This window comes from Flavobacterium cauense R2A-7 (assembly GCF_000498475.1).
Classification (GTDB): Bacteria; Bacteroidota; Bacteroidia; order Flavobacteriales; family Flavobacteriaceae; genus Flavobacterium; species Flavobacterium cauense.
In genome coordinates this window covers 677994-693930 of record NZ_AVBI01000019.1, presented here as the reverse complement: position 1 = coordinate 693930, position 15937 = coordinate 677994, and the positions used below count along the sequence as shown (strand labels likewise).

Sequence of the window (15937 nt, the reverse complement as noted above, 5' to 3'; positions counted from 1 at the left end):
AATTTTCCACAAGCACAAATTATGCTGATACATTTATCCATTAAAAATTTCGCTTTGATAGAACAGTTGGACATGCATTTTTCCAACAAAATGTCTATTATTACCGGTGAAACCGGAGCAGGGAAGTCCATACTTCTGGGAGCTTTAGGTTTGGTTTTAGGAAAACGAGCCGATTTAACATCGCTAAAAGATAAAGAACAGAAATGCGTCATAGAAGCGCAATTTCAAATCGATAACTACAATTTAAAGCCTTTTTTCTTGGACAATGATTTGGATTATGAACCGATAACCATTATCCGAAGAGAAATTTTGCCCTCAGGGAAATCCCGTGCTTTTGTGAACGACAGTCCGGTAAATCTGAATGAATTACAGGAATTGGGTGAGTTTTTAATCGACATCCATTCCCAACATCAGACTCGTGAATTGTCGGAAGAAGAATATCAGATCCGAATTTTAGATGCTATCGCCGGAAATTCCGAAACTTTAGCAGCTTATCAAAACCGACTTTCTGAATACAAGCAGATCAAAAGTCAGTTGAAAAAACTCATTTCAGATAAAGAAGCATTATCTAAAGAACAGGATTACAATACCTTTTTGTTGGAAGAATTGCTTGCGGCTAATTTAAAAACCGGAGAACAATCGGAACTTGAAGCTGTTTTTGAGAGACTTAATAATGTCGAATTTATCAAAGAAGCTTTAGATAAATCGTTGGCGTTGGCTAATGAGGAGCAAATTGGGATCATTCAAAATATAAAAGAAGTAAAAACCGCATTGCAGAAAATTGCCGGATTGTCTCCGGAATTTAATGAATTGAACGAACGTGTTTCCAGTGTGTTGATTGAGTTCGATGATATTGTAAACGAACTTTTCAACCAATCCGAAAAGCTGGTTAACGATCCGGAGCAATTGGAATTGGTAAATCAAAAACTGCAAACCATTTATTCCTTACAGAAAAAACATCAGGTTGGTTCTGTAGAAGAATTGTTGGAAATTCAGCATGATTTGGATAATAAAGTGGTTTTAGCCGATGATTTGGAAACCACGATTCAAAAATTGGAAACTGAAGTTCAGGAAATCACTCTGGATTTGGAGCAAATGGCGAACACGATTTCAGTCAGCAGAACTAAAGCAGTTCCGATTTTAACCGATAAAATCACTTCCGTTTTATCACAACTCGGAATGCCGAATGCGCGTTTTCAGTTTGATATTCGACCTAAGGAAACATTTAATGCTTTTGGGAAAGACGAAATTCAATTGCTTTTCTCTGCTAATAAAGGTACTGATTTTGGCTTGTTGAAAAAAATTGCTTCGGGCGGAGAGCTTTCGCGCATCATGCTGGCGGTTAAAGCAATTTTGGCGGAGTATTCCAAATTGCCGACCATCATTTTTGATGAAATCGATACCGGGGTGTCGGGTGAAATTGCACATAAAATGGGAGATATTATGAAAGGGATGAGCAGTGAAATGCAGGTTTTTGCCATTACACACCTGCCGCAGATTGCCGCAAAAGGACAACAACATTACAAAGTGTTCAAATCCATTCAGGGCGAAAGCACAATATCCGAATTGAAATTATTGTCTGCCGAAGAGCGTATCGTTGAAATTGCCGAAATGTTATCCGGCAAAGACATCACTGATTCGGCGCTAAATCATGCAAAAGCGTTGTTGAATTAATTTTTTAACTTACTTTTGTTTTACTGAAATTTCGAACAAACAAACCAAAAATAGAATAAATAAAATAAGCAGGAAATGATTATAGAACCTAGAATGCGAGGATTTATTTGTTTGACGGCCCATCCAAAAGGGTGCGAACAAAATGTGAAAAATCAAATTGAATATGTAAAATCAAAAGGAAAAATTAACGGACCAAAACGCGTATTGGTTATAGGAGCTTCTACCGGATTTGGCTTGGCTTCAAGAATTACAAGTGCATTCGGTTCAGACGCTTCTACGATTGGTGTGTTTTTTGAAAAACCGCCAATGGAAGGAAAAACAGCTTCTCCGGGTTGGTACAATTCTGCTGCTTTCGAGCAGGAAGCTCATAAAGCTGGATTGTATGCTAAAAGTATCAATGGTGACGCCTTTTCAAATGAAGTGAAACAACAAACCATCGATATGATTAAAGCTGATTTGGGTCAGGTTGATTTGATTATTTACAGTTTGGCTTCTCCGGTTCGTGTTCATCCGGTTACAGGCGTTACACATCGTTCTGTTTTAAAACCTATCGGAACAACATTTACTAACAAAACGGTTGATTTCCATACCGGAAATGTATCTCAGGTTTCGATTGAGCCTGCAAACCAAGAGGATATCGACAATACGGTTGTGGTAATGGGAGGTGAAGACTGGTCAATGTGGATGGATGCCATGAAAGAAGCAGGTGTACTGGCTGATGGTGTAACTACCGTTGCCTATTCTTATATCGGCCCTGAAGTTACGGAAGCCGTTTACAGAAAAGGGACTATCGGTAGAGCAAAAGATCATTTGGAATCTACTGCTTTTGAGATCACAGATAAGTTACAAGATATTAACGGTAAGGGTTATGTATCGGTAAACAAAGCGTTGGTTACTCAGGCAAGTTCTGCCATCCCGGTAATTCCTTTGTATATCTCCTTATTATACAAAATCATGAAAGAAAAAGGTATTCATGAAGGTTGTATCGAGCAAATTCAGCGATTATTCCATGACAGGTTATATAGTGGTGCAGCTGTTCCAACGGATGACAAAGGAAGAATTCGTATCGATGATTGGGAGATGAGAACTGATGTTCAGGAGACAATTGCTAAATTATGGACAGAATCTACTACAGAATCTCTGGTTGAAATTGGGGATTTAGCAGGTTACAAACAAGACTTTTTAAACCTGTTTGGTTTCGGTTTTGACGGGGTGGATTACCTTGCGGACACTGATGAAATGGTTCAGATAGAGAGCATTAAGTAAGTAAAATCCTTAAAAATTGTTATAAAACTCACGCTTTGTCGTGAGTTTTGTGTTTTATGTCTGATTTATGTTATAATTAAGATTATTGTTATTAATTTTATGCTTTAATTTTAAAAGTTATAACATGAAAAAAATTACTTTATTGATGGCATTATTGATGTTTGCTATTACGGGTTCGTATGCGCAATCAGCATCAACTTATGCTTTTTCAAACAGTATGGGCACTTATACAGAAATGAGTGGTGCAGCTACTCTGTTAACAGCTGTAAGAGCTGATAGTTATTTAAGCCCTGCACAAAATATTGGATTTACATTTGTTTATGAAGGTGTGAATTATACCCAATTTAAAATGGGTTCCAATGGTTTTATTAGTTTGAATACTACCGGAACAGCGGTTTTAACTACAAACGACTTGTCGACAGCAAATGCTACATCAAGACCAATCATTGCACCTTTATGGGATGATTTGGATGGTGCTACACCAGCTTCTTCTGTTGCGGGATATGAAGTTACCGGTTCCGCTCCTAACAGAGTTTTAACTGTTGAATGGAGAAATTGGGAATGGAACTGGAATTCTGGTGCTACGCCAGTAATCAGTTTTCAAGTTAAACTTTATGAAACAACAAACGTTATTGAATTTGTTTACAGACAAGAGGCTACAAACGTAGCGTCAGGGTCAGCAACTATTGGTATCGGTTCAGCAACTGGATCCGGAGCGGGAAGTTACTTAAACTTAACAAGTGTTTCAACTCCAGCTGTAAGCAGTACTACATCAACAACAAATATTAGTACGAAACCTGCTACAGGTCAAATTTTTACCTTTACACCACCTCCTGCGTGTGCGGGAACTCCAGTTGCAGGAACAGCATCTCCGGTTTCCCAAACACTTATCAGCGGACAAGCTTCTGCTGCATTAAGTATTACTGGTCAGACTACAGGTGTAAGCGGTTTGTCATATCAATGGGAACAATCTACTGATGGTGGTTCTAACTGGGCAAATGCTGTTGGCGGAACAGGCGCAACAACATTGTCTTATACACCACCGGTTTATGCGGGTACTCCAATCCAATACAGATTAAAAATTACTTGTACTACTTCAGGTCTTTTTGCTTATTCATCTGTTGCTTCAATCGTTTCTTGTGGAGCGGTGACTTCTTTGCCTTGGACTGAAAATTTCGACGGCTTAACTACTTTAGGAACTACAAATTTCCCTTCATGTTGGTTTAAAGAAATTGGTGATTGGTCGTCTTCAAATGCAACCACATATAATACTGCCAGATCCGGTGCAAATTACATAAGAAATGCATGGTCATCTACAAATGAATATATCTGGACTGTTGGATTTGATTTAACAGCAGGGACTTCTTATGATTTCTCTACTTTTGTTCAAGGTGATGGTGGAACTGGTTGGGTAGTAGATATGTTCTACAATACGTCAGCTAGTTCTGTTGGTGCTACTCAATTGGGTGGCAGCTACAATGTACCGGGATCAGGAACAATAGCGATTCAGTCGTATGCTGAAGTGAAAAGAACTTTCGTTCCTTCATCTTCAGGAACTTATTATTTTGCTGTAAGAGTTAACCAACCAAGTTCTTCACCTTGGTATGTAGCTTTTGACGATTTTAAATTAGAGTTAACACCGGCATGTCCTTCTCCATCAGGATTAGCTGTAAACTCAATCACAGATGCAAGTGCATCGATAACTTGGACTGCAACATCAGGAAACTACCAATATGTTATCGATCAGGTAGCAACAGCTCCAGCAGGTGCAGGTACTAATTTAGCTGGTGAAACCTATGATGCGGCATCACTAAACCCTGTAACTACTTATTATTTCCATGTGAGAACTGATTGTGGTTCAGGAACATACAGTGCTTGGTCTACAGTGTCTTTCACAACATTGGCAACACCTCCTGCAAATGACGATTGTACTAATGCAGTTGCTTTAACACCAGGCGGAGTTTACAGTGATAACCCAGTAGACGGAACTAATGCGGGCGCGACAACTTCAAGTCAGACTGCACCAACAACTTGTTTCGGATTTAGCGGAGGAGATGTTTGGTATAGTGTTGTAGTGCCTGCCAGCGGAAATATTACGATTGAAACAGGAACTCCGGTAGGAGGAGGTGCAGGAATTGATACTGTAATTACAGCTTATTCAGGTGATTGTGCTTTTCCAACACAAATCGGTTGTGATGATGATGGTGCTACCGAATTTGCAGTAGGTTTTTCAAAATTATCATTAACGGGACAAACACCTGGAAATACAATTTTAATCAGAGCTTACGAATATAATAATGATGCAGTTGGAAACTTCGGAATTTCAGCTTACGATGCATCATTAAGTACGGGATCTTTTGATAGTGCTTCTTTCAGAGCTTATCCTAACCCAGTTAAAGACATGTTGAATCTTTCATATTCTTCAGATATTACTTCTGTTGAAGTTTATAATATGTTAGGTCAAAATGTTATGACAAAAACATTAAATGCTTCACAAGGACAAATTGATTTATCAAATCTTAATGCCGGTAACTACATTGTAAAAGTTACAGCTGACGGATTGGTTAAAACAATTAAAGTGGTAAAACAATAATCTAAACACGTTGTTTTTTTTAAAAGGTGGTCGAAAGACCACCTTTTTTTATGCTTTTACGAGTAATTTGTTATTTTTTATAAGAAATATGTAATAATGTTAATTATCTGAAAATATTTACTATTTTTATCCAAACTACTAAAAGCTTATGAAAAAAATTACTTTATTTATCTGTTTATTTTTTGTTGGTGTTGCGGTTAAAGCGCAATGTATTTCAACCAGCCAATATCCTTTTTCGGATGTAACTTCCTCTAATACGGGAGTCGTTCAGGAAATTACAAGTTGTAATTATGCCGGCGAATATTCCGTAATTACCGGTCTTATTATTGGGAACGATTATGAATTTACTGCAACAGGCGGAGCAGGAAATTATATCACGGTAACTGATGATTCAGACAACGTAATTGCATTTGGGAATTCACCCTTAACTGTAAATGCTGTCGCTGTAAGCACGGTCAGATTTCATATCTCTTTGAGTAATGGCTGTGAAACGGATTCCGATTGCCATACTACTACTATCCAGTGTATCTCTGCGACATGTGCGCCTCCACCTGCACCAGCAAATGACGAATGTGTGAATGCAATTTCATTAACAGTAGATTCTACTTTTTGTGATGGGACCAATACAAATGCTACAAATGCAGGCGCTACAGATTCAGGGGTAGTTGCGGCTTCTTGTTTCGTATACGGTGAAAACGATGTTTGGTTTTCATTTACCGTTCCAAGTGGTATTGCAACAGTAGATGTTTCAACAGATTTTACCGGAGGAACTCTTGTCGATTCTGAGATTTCATTATATTCAGGAACTTGTGGTTCTTTAACAGAAGTGAGTTGCGATCAGGATGGAGGGACTACAACCTTAAGTAATGGTTTCTCTTGGAATTCAATTATTTCGGATGCTCCTGTAAATGTAGGTCAAACGTATTATGTTAGGGTTTCTGGTTATGATGCTACTTCAGAAGGAACCTTTTGTTTGAAAGTGTCCACTAATCAACTGTTATCAGCTCAGGATTTTGTTTCAGATGCTTTCAAAGCGTATCCTAATCCGGTTAAGGATGTTTTAAATTTATCCTATTCTACAGAAATATCTTCAGTATCTGTTTATAATATGTTAGGACAGGAAGTTTTATCAAAACAATTAAATGCTGCACAAACCCAATTAGACATGTCTGTACTTTCTTCCGGTAATTATTTGGTTAAAGCAAATGTTGACGGAATAACGAAAACCATTAAAGTGGTTAAGCAATAATAAATTCACTCAAAATAATTCAAAAGCCACTTTTTCAAGTGGCTTTTTTGTTTTTATAGCATTACCTTTGTTAAAATTTATTTGCAGCAATGTATTTTTCATTTATTATTCCGGTGTATAACCGACCTGATGAAGTAGAGGAACTGCTAAAAAGTTTGGCAGAACAGGTTTATCATGAAGATTTTGAAGTTGTTATAGTTGAAGACGGTTCAACTATACCTTGTAAGGATGTGGTTAAAAAGTATGAAGGGAAATTGTTTATTTCTTATTTCAGCAAGCCCAATTCCGGTCCTGGCGATTCCAGAAATTTCGGGATGAAGCATGCCATGGGCAGTTACTTCTTGATTTTAGATTCGGATTGTATTTTACCGGAAGATTATTTGGCTTCGGTAGATAAAAACCTGAAGAAAAAGTACGTGGATTGTTTCGGCGGACCCGATAATGCATTGGATTCCTTTTCTTCAGTCCAAAAAGCAATAAACTTTACCATGACTTCGTTTTTAACAACAGGTGGGGTTCGTGGCGGTTCGGAAAAAATAGGAAAGTTTCAGCCAAGAAGTTTTAATATGGGATTGTCTAAAAAGGCTTTTGAAGCGTCGGGTGGTTTCGGAAATATTCATCCCGGAGAAGACCCGGATTTGTCCATCCGACTTTGGGAAAAAGGTTTCAAAACCCGATTATTCAAAGATTCCTACGTATATCATAAACGAAGAATAGATTTCAGTAAGTTCTACAAACAAGTTAATAAATTCGGAAAAGCCAGACCTATTTTGGATTCCTGGTACCCAAAATACAGTAAAATAACGTTTTGGTTTCCTACACTTTTTCTGTTTGGATTTGCGCTCTCTTTACTTTTATTCGCCTTCGGATTTTCAATTCCGATTAAAGTATATGCGGCTTATTTTATTTTATTGTTCTGGATCGGTTCTATAGAAAATTTAAATCCCTGGATTGGATTTTTGTCTGTTTTTGCAGCCATTTTTCAGTTTGTCGGATACGGTGTCGGGTTTTTACAGTCGTTCATCAAAATTAAATTGAAAAAACAACAGCCCGAAACCGCTTTCCCGGAATTGTTTTTTAATAAATAATATGACAAAGATAATCGGACTTACAGGTGGCATCGGTAGCGGAAAATCAACCATAGCGGGCTATTTCAAAGCGCTTGGGGTTCCTGTGTATATTGCTGATGATGAAGCAAAAAAACTAATGAACAATCCGGAAACGGTTAAAAAGGTACAGTCGGTTTTTGAGGAAAATGTAATAGAAAACCATGTTTTGGATCGGAAAAAAATTGCGACTCTTGTTTTCTCCAATCCGAAAAAATTAGAACAGCTTAATAGCGTTGTACATCCGGAAGTTAAAAAACATTTTCTTACATGGCTGAAAATACACAAAAACGAACCTTTTATTGTTAAAGAAGCGGCCATACTTTTTGAAAGCGGAAGTTATAAAGACTGTGATAAAATAATAATGGTAACGGCTCCGGAAGCTGTTAGAATTGAACGAGTTATGCAGCGCGACAAAGTTACAAAGGCGCAGGTTTTAGAACGGATGCAAAACCAATGGCCAGAAGAAGAGAAAATAAAAAGGAGTGATTTTGTAATTGAAAACATCGATTTAAAGGAGTCTGAAAAAAAAGTAACCGAAATTCTTAAAGAATTGAATAATCTGTAAAATGAAGGGCAGATGTTAATCTTTGGTTAATATTTTTAAGGTCTAAATGTTAAAATGTTAATTTTGTTTTGATGAATAAAACGCGTTTCCGATTGCTTGTTGTTTTGATGAGTTTGTCCCTCTTGGGGATAATTCTCGTTCAGCTGTATTGGATTGATACTTCTTATAAGAATAATGAAGAGCAATTCAAATACCATGTGCAACAGGTTGTGGGTAATGTGGCAGATAAATTGCAACAGCAGGAGTTCTTTGAATTTTACAGAAAATACAATAAACTGAAAGACAGTATCGGGAAAGCCCCTAAGCAAAGTGACTTGAAAGAGTATTTCTTTGTGGAACGCAATCCGAAAACCAATGAGCAAATCATTTATTCGAATACTATTATTTCAGAAGATTACAATTTAAACCGTTCGTTCTTTGATAAAAATTCTGATTCGGTGCCGCTAAAAAGTTTCGTTGCAAAACGTAAAACAGAAATTTTTAACGGAAACATCATCGATAATTCCGGAATTCAGAAAAAAAGCACGCCGGACATAACTCTAGAAAAATCCGGATCGCTCGATATTTTGGATAAAGCACAATTTGAGATATATTTCAAGGACATTGTAGCTTTAAAACCCTTGCAGGACAGGATTTCGAAAGAGCGGCTTAATGCAATGTTGGCCAACGAATTACGCCAGTACGGTGTGAAAACGCCATTCGAATTCGGTATTTACAGTAACGGATTGGCTACGAAAATAAAATCGGAAGATTTCAATTTCGATAAAAAGTCAACCTACAGCATTCCGGTTTTTACAGACAATGATAACGAAAACAAATACCAGTTGCTGGTAAGTTTCCCTCACAAAGGAAAATTTTTGTTTTCATCGCTGGTAGGCATCACATCGTTATCGCTCATTTTTACATTGGTAATTATTGTCGCTTATTTCAGTGCACTGAACCAATTGATTAAACAAAAACAGATTTCGGAAATTAAAACCGATTTCATTAACAATATGACGCATGAGTTTAAAACACCTATAGCAACCATTAATCTTGCTTTAGATGCGATTAAAAACCCAAAAATTATAGAAGATAAAGAAAAAGTGCAACGTTATCTTCAAATGATTCGCGACGAAAACAAACGAATGCACGCGCAGGTGGAAAACGTACTCCGAATTTCAAAATTGGAGCGCAAAGAGTTAGAAATCAGCAAAGAACCAACCAACGTTCACGATATTATTGAAGATGCCATAGAACACGTGAATCTGATTATCGAAGATCGTGGAGGAACAATTCGGGTAAATCTGGAAGCCAAACGAAACACGATTTTATTAAACGATGTTCATTTTACGAATGTGATGGTTAACATATTGGATAATGCCATAAAATATTCTCCGGAAACGCCCGTAATTGAGGTTTCAACGGAAAATGTAAAAGACTATATCCTTATAAAAGTAAAGGACTATGGCGCCGGAATGAGCAAAATAGCCCAAAAGAGAATATTTGAAAAGTTTTACAGAGAGCACACCGGCGACCTGCATAATGTCAAAGGACATGGTTTAGGGTTGGCTTATGTAAAAAGAATTATAGACGACCATAACGGTCAGATTTTTGTAGAAAGTGAAAAAGGAAAGGGAAGTACCTTTACCATAAAAATGCCTTTAATAAATTAAAAAATATGGATACAACTAACAAAAAAATTCTATTAGTAGAAGATGATCCAAATTTCGGAGCGGTTTTAAAAGATTATTTAATTATAAATGATTTCGAGGTTACTTTAGCTAAAAACGGAATGGAAGGTTTCGAAAAATTCAAGAAAGACAATTACGATTTGTGTATTCTTGACGTGATGATGCCTTACAAAGACGGTTATACTTTGGCAAGAGAAATCCGCGAAAAAAACAAAGAGGTGCCTATCATTTTCCTAACAGCGAAATCGATGAAAGAAGACGTTTTGAAAGGATACAAAGTAGGAGCCGACGATTATTTAAACAAACCGTTTGATTCGGAAGTATTATTGATGAAAATCAAAGCCATCATCATGCGTAAAGCTTCCGAAACCAAAACAGACAACACCAAATTTGAATTTGAAATCGGTAAATTCCATTTAAACTCAAAATTGCGTTTTCTAACGTTCCCTGGCGACGAACCAATCAAATTGTCTCCAAAAGAGAACGAATTGCTTAAAATGTTGGCCTTGCATGAAAATGATTTAATGCCTCGTGAATTGGCGTTGACAAAAATATGGAGAGACGACAACTACTTCACTTCCAGAAGTATGGATGTGTATATCGCAAAATTGCGTAAATACCTGAAATCCGATGAAGACGTTGAAATTTTAAACATTCACGGTGAAGGGTTCCGTTTGGTGGTAAAAAGCAAAGCGGCAGAATAGATAGTTATTAGTTAATAAATTATATTGGTTAAGAAGCTCTGAGAAATCAGAGCTTTTTTTTATGTGAAACTGTTTCCCGCTTTCCGCTCCAAGATTTTTCATAAAAAAAGAAGTTCCAAAGAACAAAAAAGAGCTTCCGTTGGTCGCTTTTTTTCTTCAGGAACTTCTACTTTTTTATTTCAAAATGCTTTCCACTGCAATCGGGGTTAGGGCTTTTTGTTATTGAAACAACATTTTTTTTAAAAACTTATTTCCGTTCCAAAACCAAAGCAAAACAAACCTTTTCGTCTTTCGTAACCGTAAAGAAACCTTTGTCATCCGAATGAAGTTCCACTTTATCATTCCAATTCAGCTCCCGCAGAAAATTCATTTCCAAATTTTTTATTTCCTGTTTCAGTATCGTTTTCGGATTTAGAGTATCAAGGCACCATTCCAGATATTTTGTGTTATTCACGTGATTTACAATATCCAAATCGGATAAAACTACTGTTCTATCAGCAATTTTTTCAGTTTCCTGAAGCACGTTTATTCTCATAAATCTTTGTGATGTAGCTTTGCGATCAACATATTTTTCAAAATGTTCGTGTGGTAACGCCAACGGCTCCGATTTTCGCAACTTCGTATTTAAAACGGCCCAATACGTCGTTGCACCAACAATTTTCTTTCCGTCAAGGTACATTTCAATGTTACGAATCGATTTATTGCCGTCCAGAAGTTCAATCCATGTTTTTACAGTCACTTTATCCATCCATTTTGGTAAAGTTTCAATTTCCACCCGAATCCGGCTTAACACCCATGCCTGATGGTGCTGTTGCATATCATTAAAACTCAGTCCGCCTAAAATAGAATGTTCCGCAGCGGTAAGTTGCAGTAAATTGCACAAATCTACATACTTTAAAAAGCCGTTTGGAGCGCATTGGGTAAAATTAATTTCCCATTCGTGCGAATATAGGGAAGTGAAATTTGGGGATATTGGCATTTTGTATAGTATGGATTATTTTTTAAATAGTTCTGGATATTTTTTCCGTATTATTTCCATCTTTTTTTTCCGCAGTTTATAAGGAGGTAAGCCGATAGCCATCCTGCGCTCATCTATTTTGTGAAAGTCTTTGATTGCTGTGGAATCAACATTATCATAGATTCCATATGAATATTGCCCTGCAAACCTTAATCTGCTATCTATCATGTTGGCTAACAAATTTGGAGCGGCCTGTCCCTTGCGAATGTAGTCTAATAAAACGGGTTTAAAGTAGGTAGTGTCGTTAAAATGCATGAGCATAACCGTGATATCCGTTCTTGATTCCCATGTCGAAGGTCCTATTAAATCTGCATTTGGGTAACCGTATTGTTTAATTATCTCTTTAATACGAATTTCGTTCAGGCTGTCCGTTTTCTGTACTACTTGCCAGTTTATTGGCTGTTGACGCACTTTTTGATCAGCAATTTTCATTTGGATTATTTCTTCACGAAGCTCCTTATTGATTTTTTTGTCGAAGGCCGCATTGGCCGCATTTGCATAAACTACTAAATTGTTCCATTCCGGATTTTTTTTCAGTGGGGCAAAGATATCACTACTCTCCACATTACTTAGTTTCATTCCATGATCGACATAACTTTTAAGATAATGGAGCACTTCCTTTTCCTTACCCAATCTCATGCAGCATTCTGCCATTATTCGGGTTTCATTAATTTCCTCTTGGTTCAATAAGCCTCCGCAATTGCTGTCTGCCTTTTTTAAAAGTGTGTACGCTTCGGAAAACTCATTGCTTAAATAATGTATTTCTGCTTGGTACACCAATTGGTAATAATTTTTTGTATAATCGCAATTGCAGGAATTGTTTTGGTAGCTGGTTAGAAAAAATAACGAAACTATACCTAATAAAATCTTGTTTCTTGTTGTCATGAAGTCAAGTTAATTCTTTTGTATTTCAATATTGATTTGTTTTATAATCTCATTGATATCTTTTTGATAATCAAACCATTTTGCATTTTCGGTTCGTTTAAACCAGGTGATTTGTCTCTTGGCAAAACGTCTGGTATTTTTCTTGATTTCTTCCACAGCGAAATCCAAAGTCGTTTTTCCGTCGAAATAATTAAATAATTCGCGGTAACCTACAGTTTGTAAGGCATTCAACTGTTTGTTCGGGTACAATGCTTTTGCTTCTTCCAGCAATCCTTCCTTCAGCATTAAATCGACACGAAGGTTAATGCGTTCGTACATTTTTTCTCTGTCGGCTTCCAAACCAATGATAATCGGAGTGAAGTTGCGCTGGTTTTTTCTCAGTCCGATAAAAGAAGAATACGGTTTCCCGGTACCCAAACAAACTTCCACAAAACGCTTCATCCGTTGTGGATTTTGCAGTGTTTGCGGATTTTCGGAAAGCAACTTGGCATAGTAAACAGCATCCAGTTCTTTTAGTGTGTTTTGCAGATAATCAATTCCGAATTCGTCAAATTTAGCATTGATTTCTTCCCGTACCGTTGCGTCAATTTCCGGAAAATCGTCAAAACCTTTCAAAACCGCATCCACATACAATCCCGAACCGCCCACCATAATCTGAATGTTGTTTTCTTTGAAAAGTTCGTTCAATTTGGCAATAGCCTCAGTTTCAAAATCACCCACTGAATAATTGTCGAAAACAGATATATGTTGAATGAAATGGTGTTTTGCCGAAGCTAATTCCGCTGTATTTGGAACCGCAGTACCGATTTTCATTTCTTTAAAAAACTGCCTGCTGTCGCACGAAATGATATCACAACCAAAATGTTGCGCTAATTTGATGCTTAAAGCGGTTTTTCCAATGGCTGTAGGACCAATTATGGTTATTAGGTAATTATTCATGTGCTAATTTTTCACCACAATGATGGCAATATCGTGCGTCTTCATTATAAATTATGGTAGTGCAGGACGGACATTTTCGGTTAGTTTCATTGAATTTCTGATTTCTTTTCGCAGCTGCAAATTCTGCGGTTACGATTCCGGTTGGGACTGCGATAATGCCGTAACCCATAATCATAATGCAGGAAGCTATAATTTGTCCGAGCGTCGTAACCGGTGCAATATCGCCGTAACCAACTGTTGTCAGCGTAACGATACACCAATATATACTGGTGGGAATACTGGTAAAACCACTTTCTTTGCCTTCAATTACATACATCACAGCACCCAGTAAAATGGATACAATCAATACGAAATAAACAAACACGATAATTTTTGTCCGACTGGCTTTTATGGCCAATTTCAATTGCGATTCCTGACCGGTAAAATGCACCAGATTCAAAATCCCGAACAAACGCAACAAACGCAGTGCTCTAATTACGGACAACATTCGAGATCCCGGAATGAAAAACGACAAATACATCGGTAAAATCGAAATAAAGTCGACTATTCCGTAAAAACTGAAAATGTAGGTGAGGGGCTTTTTATTGCAAAGTATCCGCAGTAAGTATTCTAAAGTGAAGGATATTGTGATAATCCATTCTGAAATAAGAATGAACGAATGGTATTTGGCATCGAGTTTCTCCACCGATTCCAACATGACCAATAATACGCTTAAAAGTATTATTCCAAGCAGAATTAAATCGAAAAGACGTCCGGCTACCGTATTGGAACCATAAATGACGATGTAAATTTTCTGTCGAAGAATTTCATATTCCGATTTTAATCTTTTCATAGTATGAAACATAAGGTATCAAAGTTACTTAAAACTTTATGATTTTAATAACCTTCTTTTTTCGGATGTAATTCTGAATGATGTTACGGCTGTCGCGGTTGTTCTGCATCGGAATAATAATGTTTTTTAAAATTTCGATGTTGTTGATCTGATAATTCAAATCGTAAAAACAATAACCTTTGTAAATACCGTTTTCAAAGAGAACAGCGCTGCGTTCGTTCACGGTTCTTCCATGATCGACAATTACCATGCTTTGGCTTTGCAATTGGTTGTTTTCCAAAAAGTAGGTTACTCTTTGGTTGTACTCTTCCGGAGCCTCTTTGTCGATACAAGCGCCATAACACTTTTTTAAATCGTATTGAAAACAACTTTTTTTGGTGTCGTACAATCCGTTGATTTTCTGGCAAAGATTGTTTTCCTCGGTAATTTTATGCAGTATGTTTTTCCCTTCCTGAAGTGTCGCAAAGGAAGTGATTTCTTTTTTTCGACCGTCGGTTTTCTGTAATCGTAAAGCCATATATCCTTTTTTATCCTTTTCGGCATATAGCGCCCAAGGGAAAATGGTTTTGCGTCCGGCACGATTATATACTGGGCGGTTGACTTTAATTTCTTCGCTTTCTTTCAATAAGGCGATGAGTTCGCTGCCGGTTTCTTCAAACGTTACGGCATAGACTTCGTTCTGTAGTTTTTTAGACTTACGATCGGTGCCGGTAAAATGTTGGTTGACTCTTTTTTTGATGTTTTTGCTTTTCCCGATATAAATGATTGTGCCGTCTTCACGATGAATATAATAAATACCGGTTTTCGACGGAATCCCGTCAATAATGTCCATTAGTTTCGGCGAAATACCGGATTTAATTTCAATTTTGATATAACTTTTTACGATTTCTTTCTCCAAATCCTTGGCCAAAAGCATTTTAAAAAGTTTTACAGTTGCCATAGCATCACCGGTGGCGCGATGTCTGTCGGCCATTGGAATTCCCAATTCACGAACCAATTTACCCAAGCTGTACGAATGATGTCCGGGTAATAATTTTTTGGAAAGTTCTACCGTACAAAGGGTTGGTTTTTTAAAATCAAAACCCAGTCGGCGGAATTCGGTTTGTAAAATTCTGTAGTCAAACGAAGCATTGTGCGCTACGATAACACAATCCTGAGTGATTTCGATAATGCGTTTTGCCACTTCATAAAACTTCGGAGCCGAGCGTAACATTGCATTGTTAATTCCGGTAAGTTTTACCACAAACGGCTGAATCGGAATTTCAGGGTTTACCAGACTGATAAACTGATCCACAACCTCATGACCATCGAATTTATAGATGGCGATTTCGGTTATTCCTTCTTCATTATACTGACCTCCAGTGGTCTCTATGTCGAGAATTGCGTACAAAATAGGTATTCAGTGTTCAGTTATTAGTAATCAGTGTTCA

13 protein-coding genes are annotated in these 15937 nt (G+C 37.2%); 8 read left to right on the top strand and 5 right to left on the bottom strand.

Annotated elements, in window-relative coordinates; all coding sequences use genetic code 11:
* Positions 1 to 21 precede the first annotated feature (21 nt).
* From recN to FCR2A7T_RS13135, 8 genes are all read left to right on the top strand, one after another.
* Positions 22 to 1674, top strand: a complete 1653-nt coding sequence (recN, locus tag FCR2A7T_RS13170; RefSeq protein ID WP_023571801.1) for a DNA repair protein RecN — start codon at positions 22 to 24, stop codon at positions 1672 to 1674.
* A gap of 75 nt (positions 1675 to 1749) precedes the next feature.
* Entirely contained in the window at positions 1750 to 2940 is a 1191-nt protein-coding gene (fabV, locus tag FCR2A7T_RS13165; protein ID WP_035118482.1) for an enoyl-ACP reductase FabV, read from the top strand.
* Positions 2941 to 3064: 124 nt separating this feature from the next.
* On the top strand, positions 3065 to 5533 hold the full coding sequence (locus FCR2A7T_RS13160; RefSeq protein WP_023571799.1) for a T9SS type A sorting domain-containing protein: 2469 nt from the start codon (positions 3065 to 3067) through the stop codon (positions 5531 to 5533).
* A gap of 148 nt (positions 5534 to 5681) precedes the next feature.
* A complete protein-coding gene (locus tag FCR2A7T_RS14905) occupies positions 5682 to 6782 on the top strand; it encodes a T9SS type A sorting domain-containing protein (RefSeq protein ID WP_023571798.1) in 1101 nt (366 codons plus the stop codon).
* 89 nt (positions 6783 to 6871) lie between these two features.
* Positions 6872 to 7870: a glycosyltransferase gene (locus FCR2A7T_RS13150; protein ID WP_023571797.1), complete on the top strand. Its 999-nt coding sequence runs from the start codon at positions 6872 to 6874 to the stop codon at positions 7868 to 7870.
* Between the two features lies 1 nt (position 7871).
* Positions 7872 to 8456, top strand: a complete 585-nt coding sequence (coaE, locus tag FCR2A7T_RS13145) for a dephospho-CoA kinase (protein WP_023571796.1) — start codon at positions 7872 to 7874, stop codon at positions 8454 to 8456.
* A gap of 71 nt (positions 8457 to 8527) precedes the next feature.
* Positions 8528 to 10111, top strand: coding sequence for a sensor histidine kinase (locus FCR2A7T_RS13140; RefSeq protein WP_023571795.1), 1584 nt, complete (start codon positions 8528 to 8530; stop codon positions 10109 to 10111).
* A gap of 5 nt (positions 10112 to 10116) precedes the next feature.
* Positions 10117 to 10833 carry a response regulator transcription factor gene (locus FCR2A7T_RS13135; RefSeq protein WP_023571794.1) on the top strand — a complete coding sequence of 239 codons (717 nt, stop codon included), beginning with the start codon at positions 10117 to 10119 and terminating at the stop codon, positions 10831 to 10833.
* Between the two features lie 247 nt (positions 10834 to 11080).
* Here FCR2A7T_RS13135 and FCR2A7T_RS13130 read toward each other — a convergent pair whose 3' ends face one another.
* The 5 genes from FCR2A7T_RS13130 to FCR2A7T_RS13110 are packed head-to-tail and all read right to left on the bottom strand — an operon-like array spanning position 11081 to position 15897.
* A complete protein-coding gene (locus tag FCR2A7T_RS13130; RefSeq protein WP_023571793.1) occupies positions 11081 to 11812 on the bottom strand; it encodes an acyl-[acyl-carrier-protein] thioesterase in 732 nt (243 codons plus the stop codon).
* A gap of 15 nt (positions 11813 to 11827) precedes the next feature.
* Positions 11828 to 12736 (bottom strand): CDC27 family protein, encoded by a 909-nt coding sequence (locus tag FCR2A7T_RS13125; protein WP_023571792.1) that lies wholly within the window; start codon positions 12734 to 12736, stop codon positions 11828 to 11830.
* 9 nt (positions 12737 to 12745) lie between these two features.
* On the bottom strand, positions 12746 to 13675 hold the full coding sequence (gene miaA, locus FCR2A7T_RS13120) for a tRNA (adenosine(37)-N6)-dimethylallyltransferase MiaA (protein ID WP_023571791.1): 930 nt from the start codon (positions 13673 to 13675) through the stop codon (positions 12746 to 12748).
* Positions 13668 to 14507, bottom strand: a complete 840-nt coding sequence (locus FCR2A7T_RS13115) for an ion transporter (protein WP_035118472.1) — start codon at positions 14505 to 14507, stop codon at positions 13668 to 13670. Before FCR2A7T_RS13115 ends, miaA begins: the two co-directional genes overlap by 8 nt.
* A 28-nt stretch (positions 14508 to 14535) precedes the next feature.
* Positions 14536 to 15897 carry an exonuclease domain-containing protein gene (locus tag FCR2A7T_RS13110; RefSeq protein WP_023571790.1) on the bottom strand — a complete coding sequence of 454 codons (1362 nt, stop codon included), beginning with the start codon at positions 15895 to 15897 and terminating at the stop codon, positions 14536 to 14538.
* Between the last annotated feature and the right edge of the window lie 40 nt (positions 15898 to 15937).

Bases quoted from the DNA above. Each gene is read 5' to 3' on its own strand.
- FCR2A7T_RS13125 (WP_023571792.1), bottom strand. From the start codon at position 12,736: ATGACAACAAGAAACAAGATTTTATTAGGTATAGTTTCGTTATTTTTT.
- FCR2A7T_RS14905 (WP_023571798.1), top strand. From the start codon at position 5,682: ATGAAAAAAATTACTTTATTTATCTGTTTATTTTTTGTTGGTGTTGCG.
- miaA (WP_023571791.1), bottom strand. From the start codon at position 13,675: ATGAATAATTACCTAATAACCATAATTGGTCCTACAGCCATTGGAAAA.
- FCR2A7T_RS13140 (WP_023571795.1), top strand. From the start codon at position 8,528: ATGAATAAAACGCGTTTCCGATTGCTTGTTGTTTTGATGAGTTTGTCC.
- FCR2A7T_RS13130 (WP_023571793.1), bottom strand. From the start codon at position 11,812: ATGCCAATATCCCCAAATTTCACTTCCCTATATTCGCACGAATGGGAA.
- recN (WP_023571801.1), top strand. From the start codon at position 22: ATGCTGATACATTTATCCATTAAAAATTTCGCTTTGATAGAACAGTTG.
- FCR2A7T_RS13160 (WP_023571799.1), top strand. From the start codon at position 3,065: ATGAAAAAAATTACTTTATTGATGGCATTATTGATGTTTGCTATTACG.
- FCR2A7T_RS13150 (WP_023571797.1), top strand. From the start codon at position 6,872: ATGTATTTTTCATTTATTATTCCGGTGTATAACCGACCTGATGAAGTA.
- fabV (WP_035118482.1), top strand. From the start codon at position 1,750: ATGATTATAGAACCTAGAATGCGAGGATTTATTTGTTTGACGGCCCAT.
- FCR2A7T_RS13115 (WP_035118472.1), bottom strand. From the start codon at position 14,507: ATGAAAAGATTAAAATCGGAATATGAAATTCTTCGACAGAAAATTTAC.
- coaE (WP_023571796.1), top strand. From the start codon at position 7,872: ATGACAAAGATAATCGGACTTACAGGTGGCATCGGTAGCGGAAAATCA.
- FCR2A7T_RS13135 (WP_023571794.1), top strand. From the start codon at position 10,117: ATGGATACAACTAACAAAAAAATTCTATTAGTAGAAGATGATCCAAAT.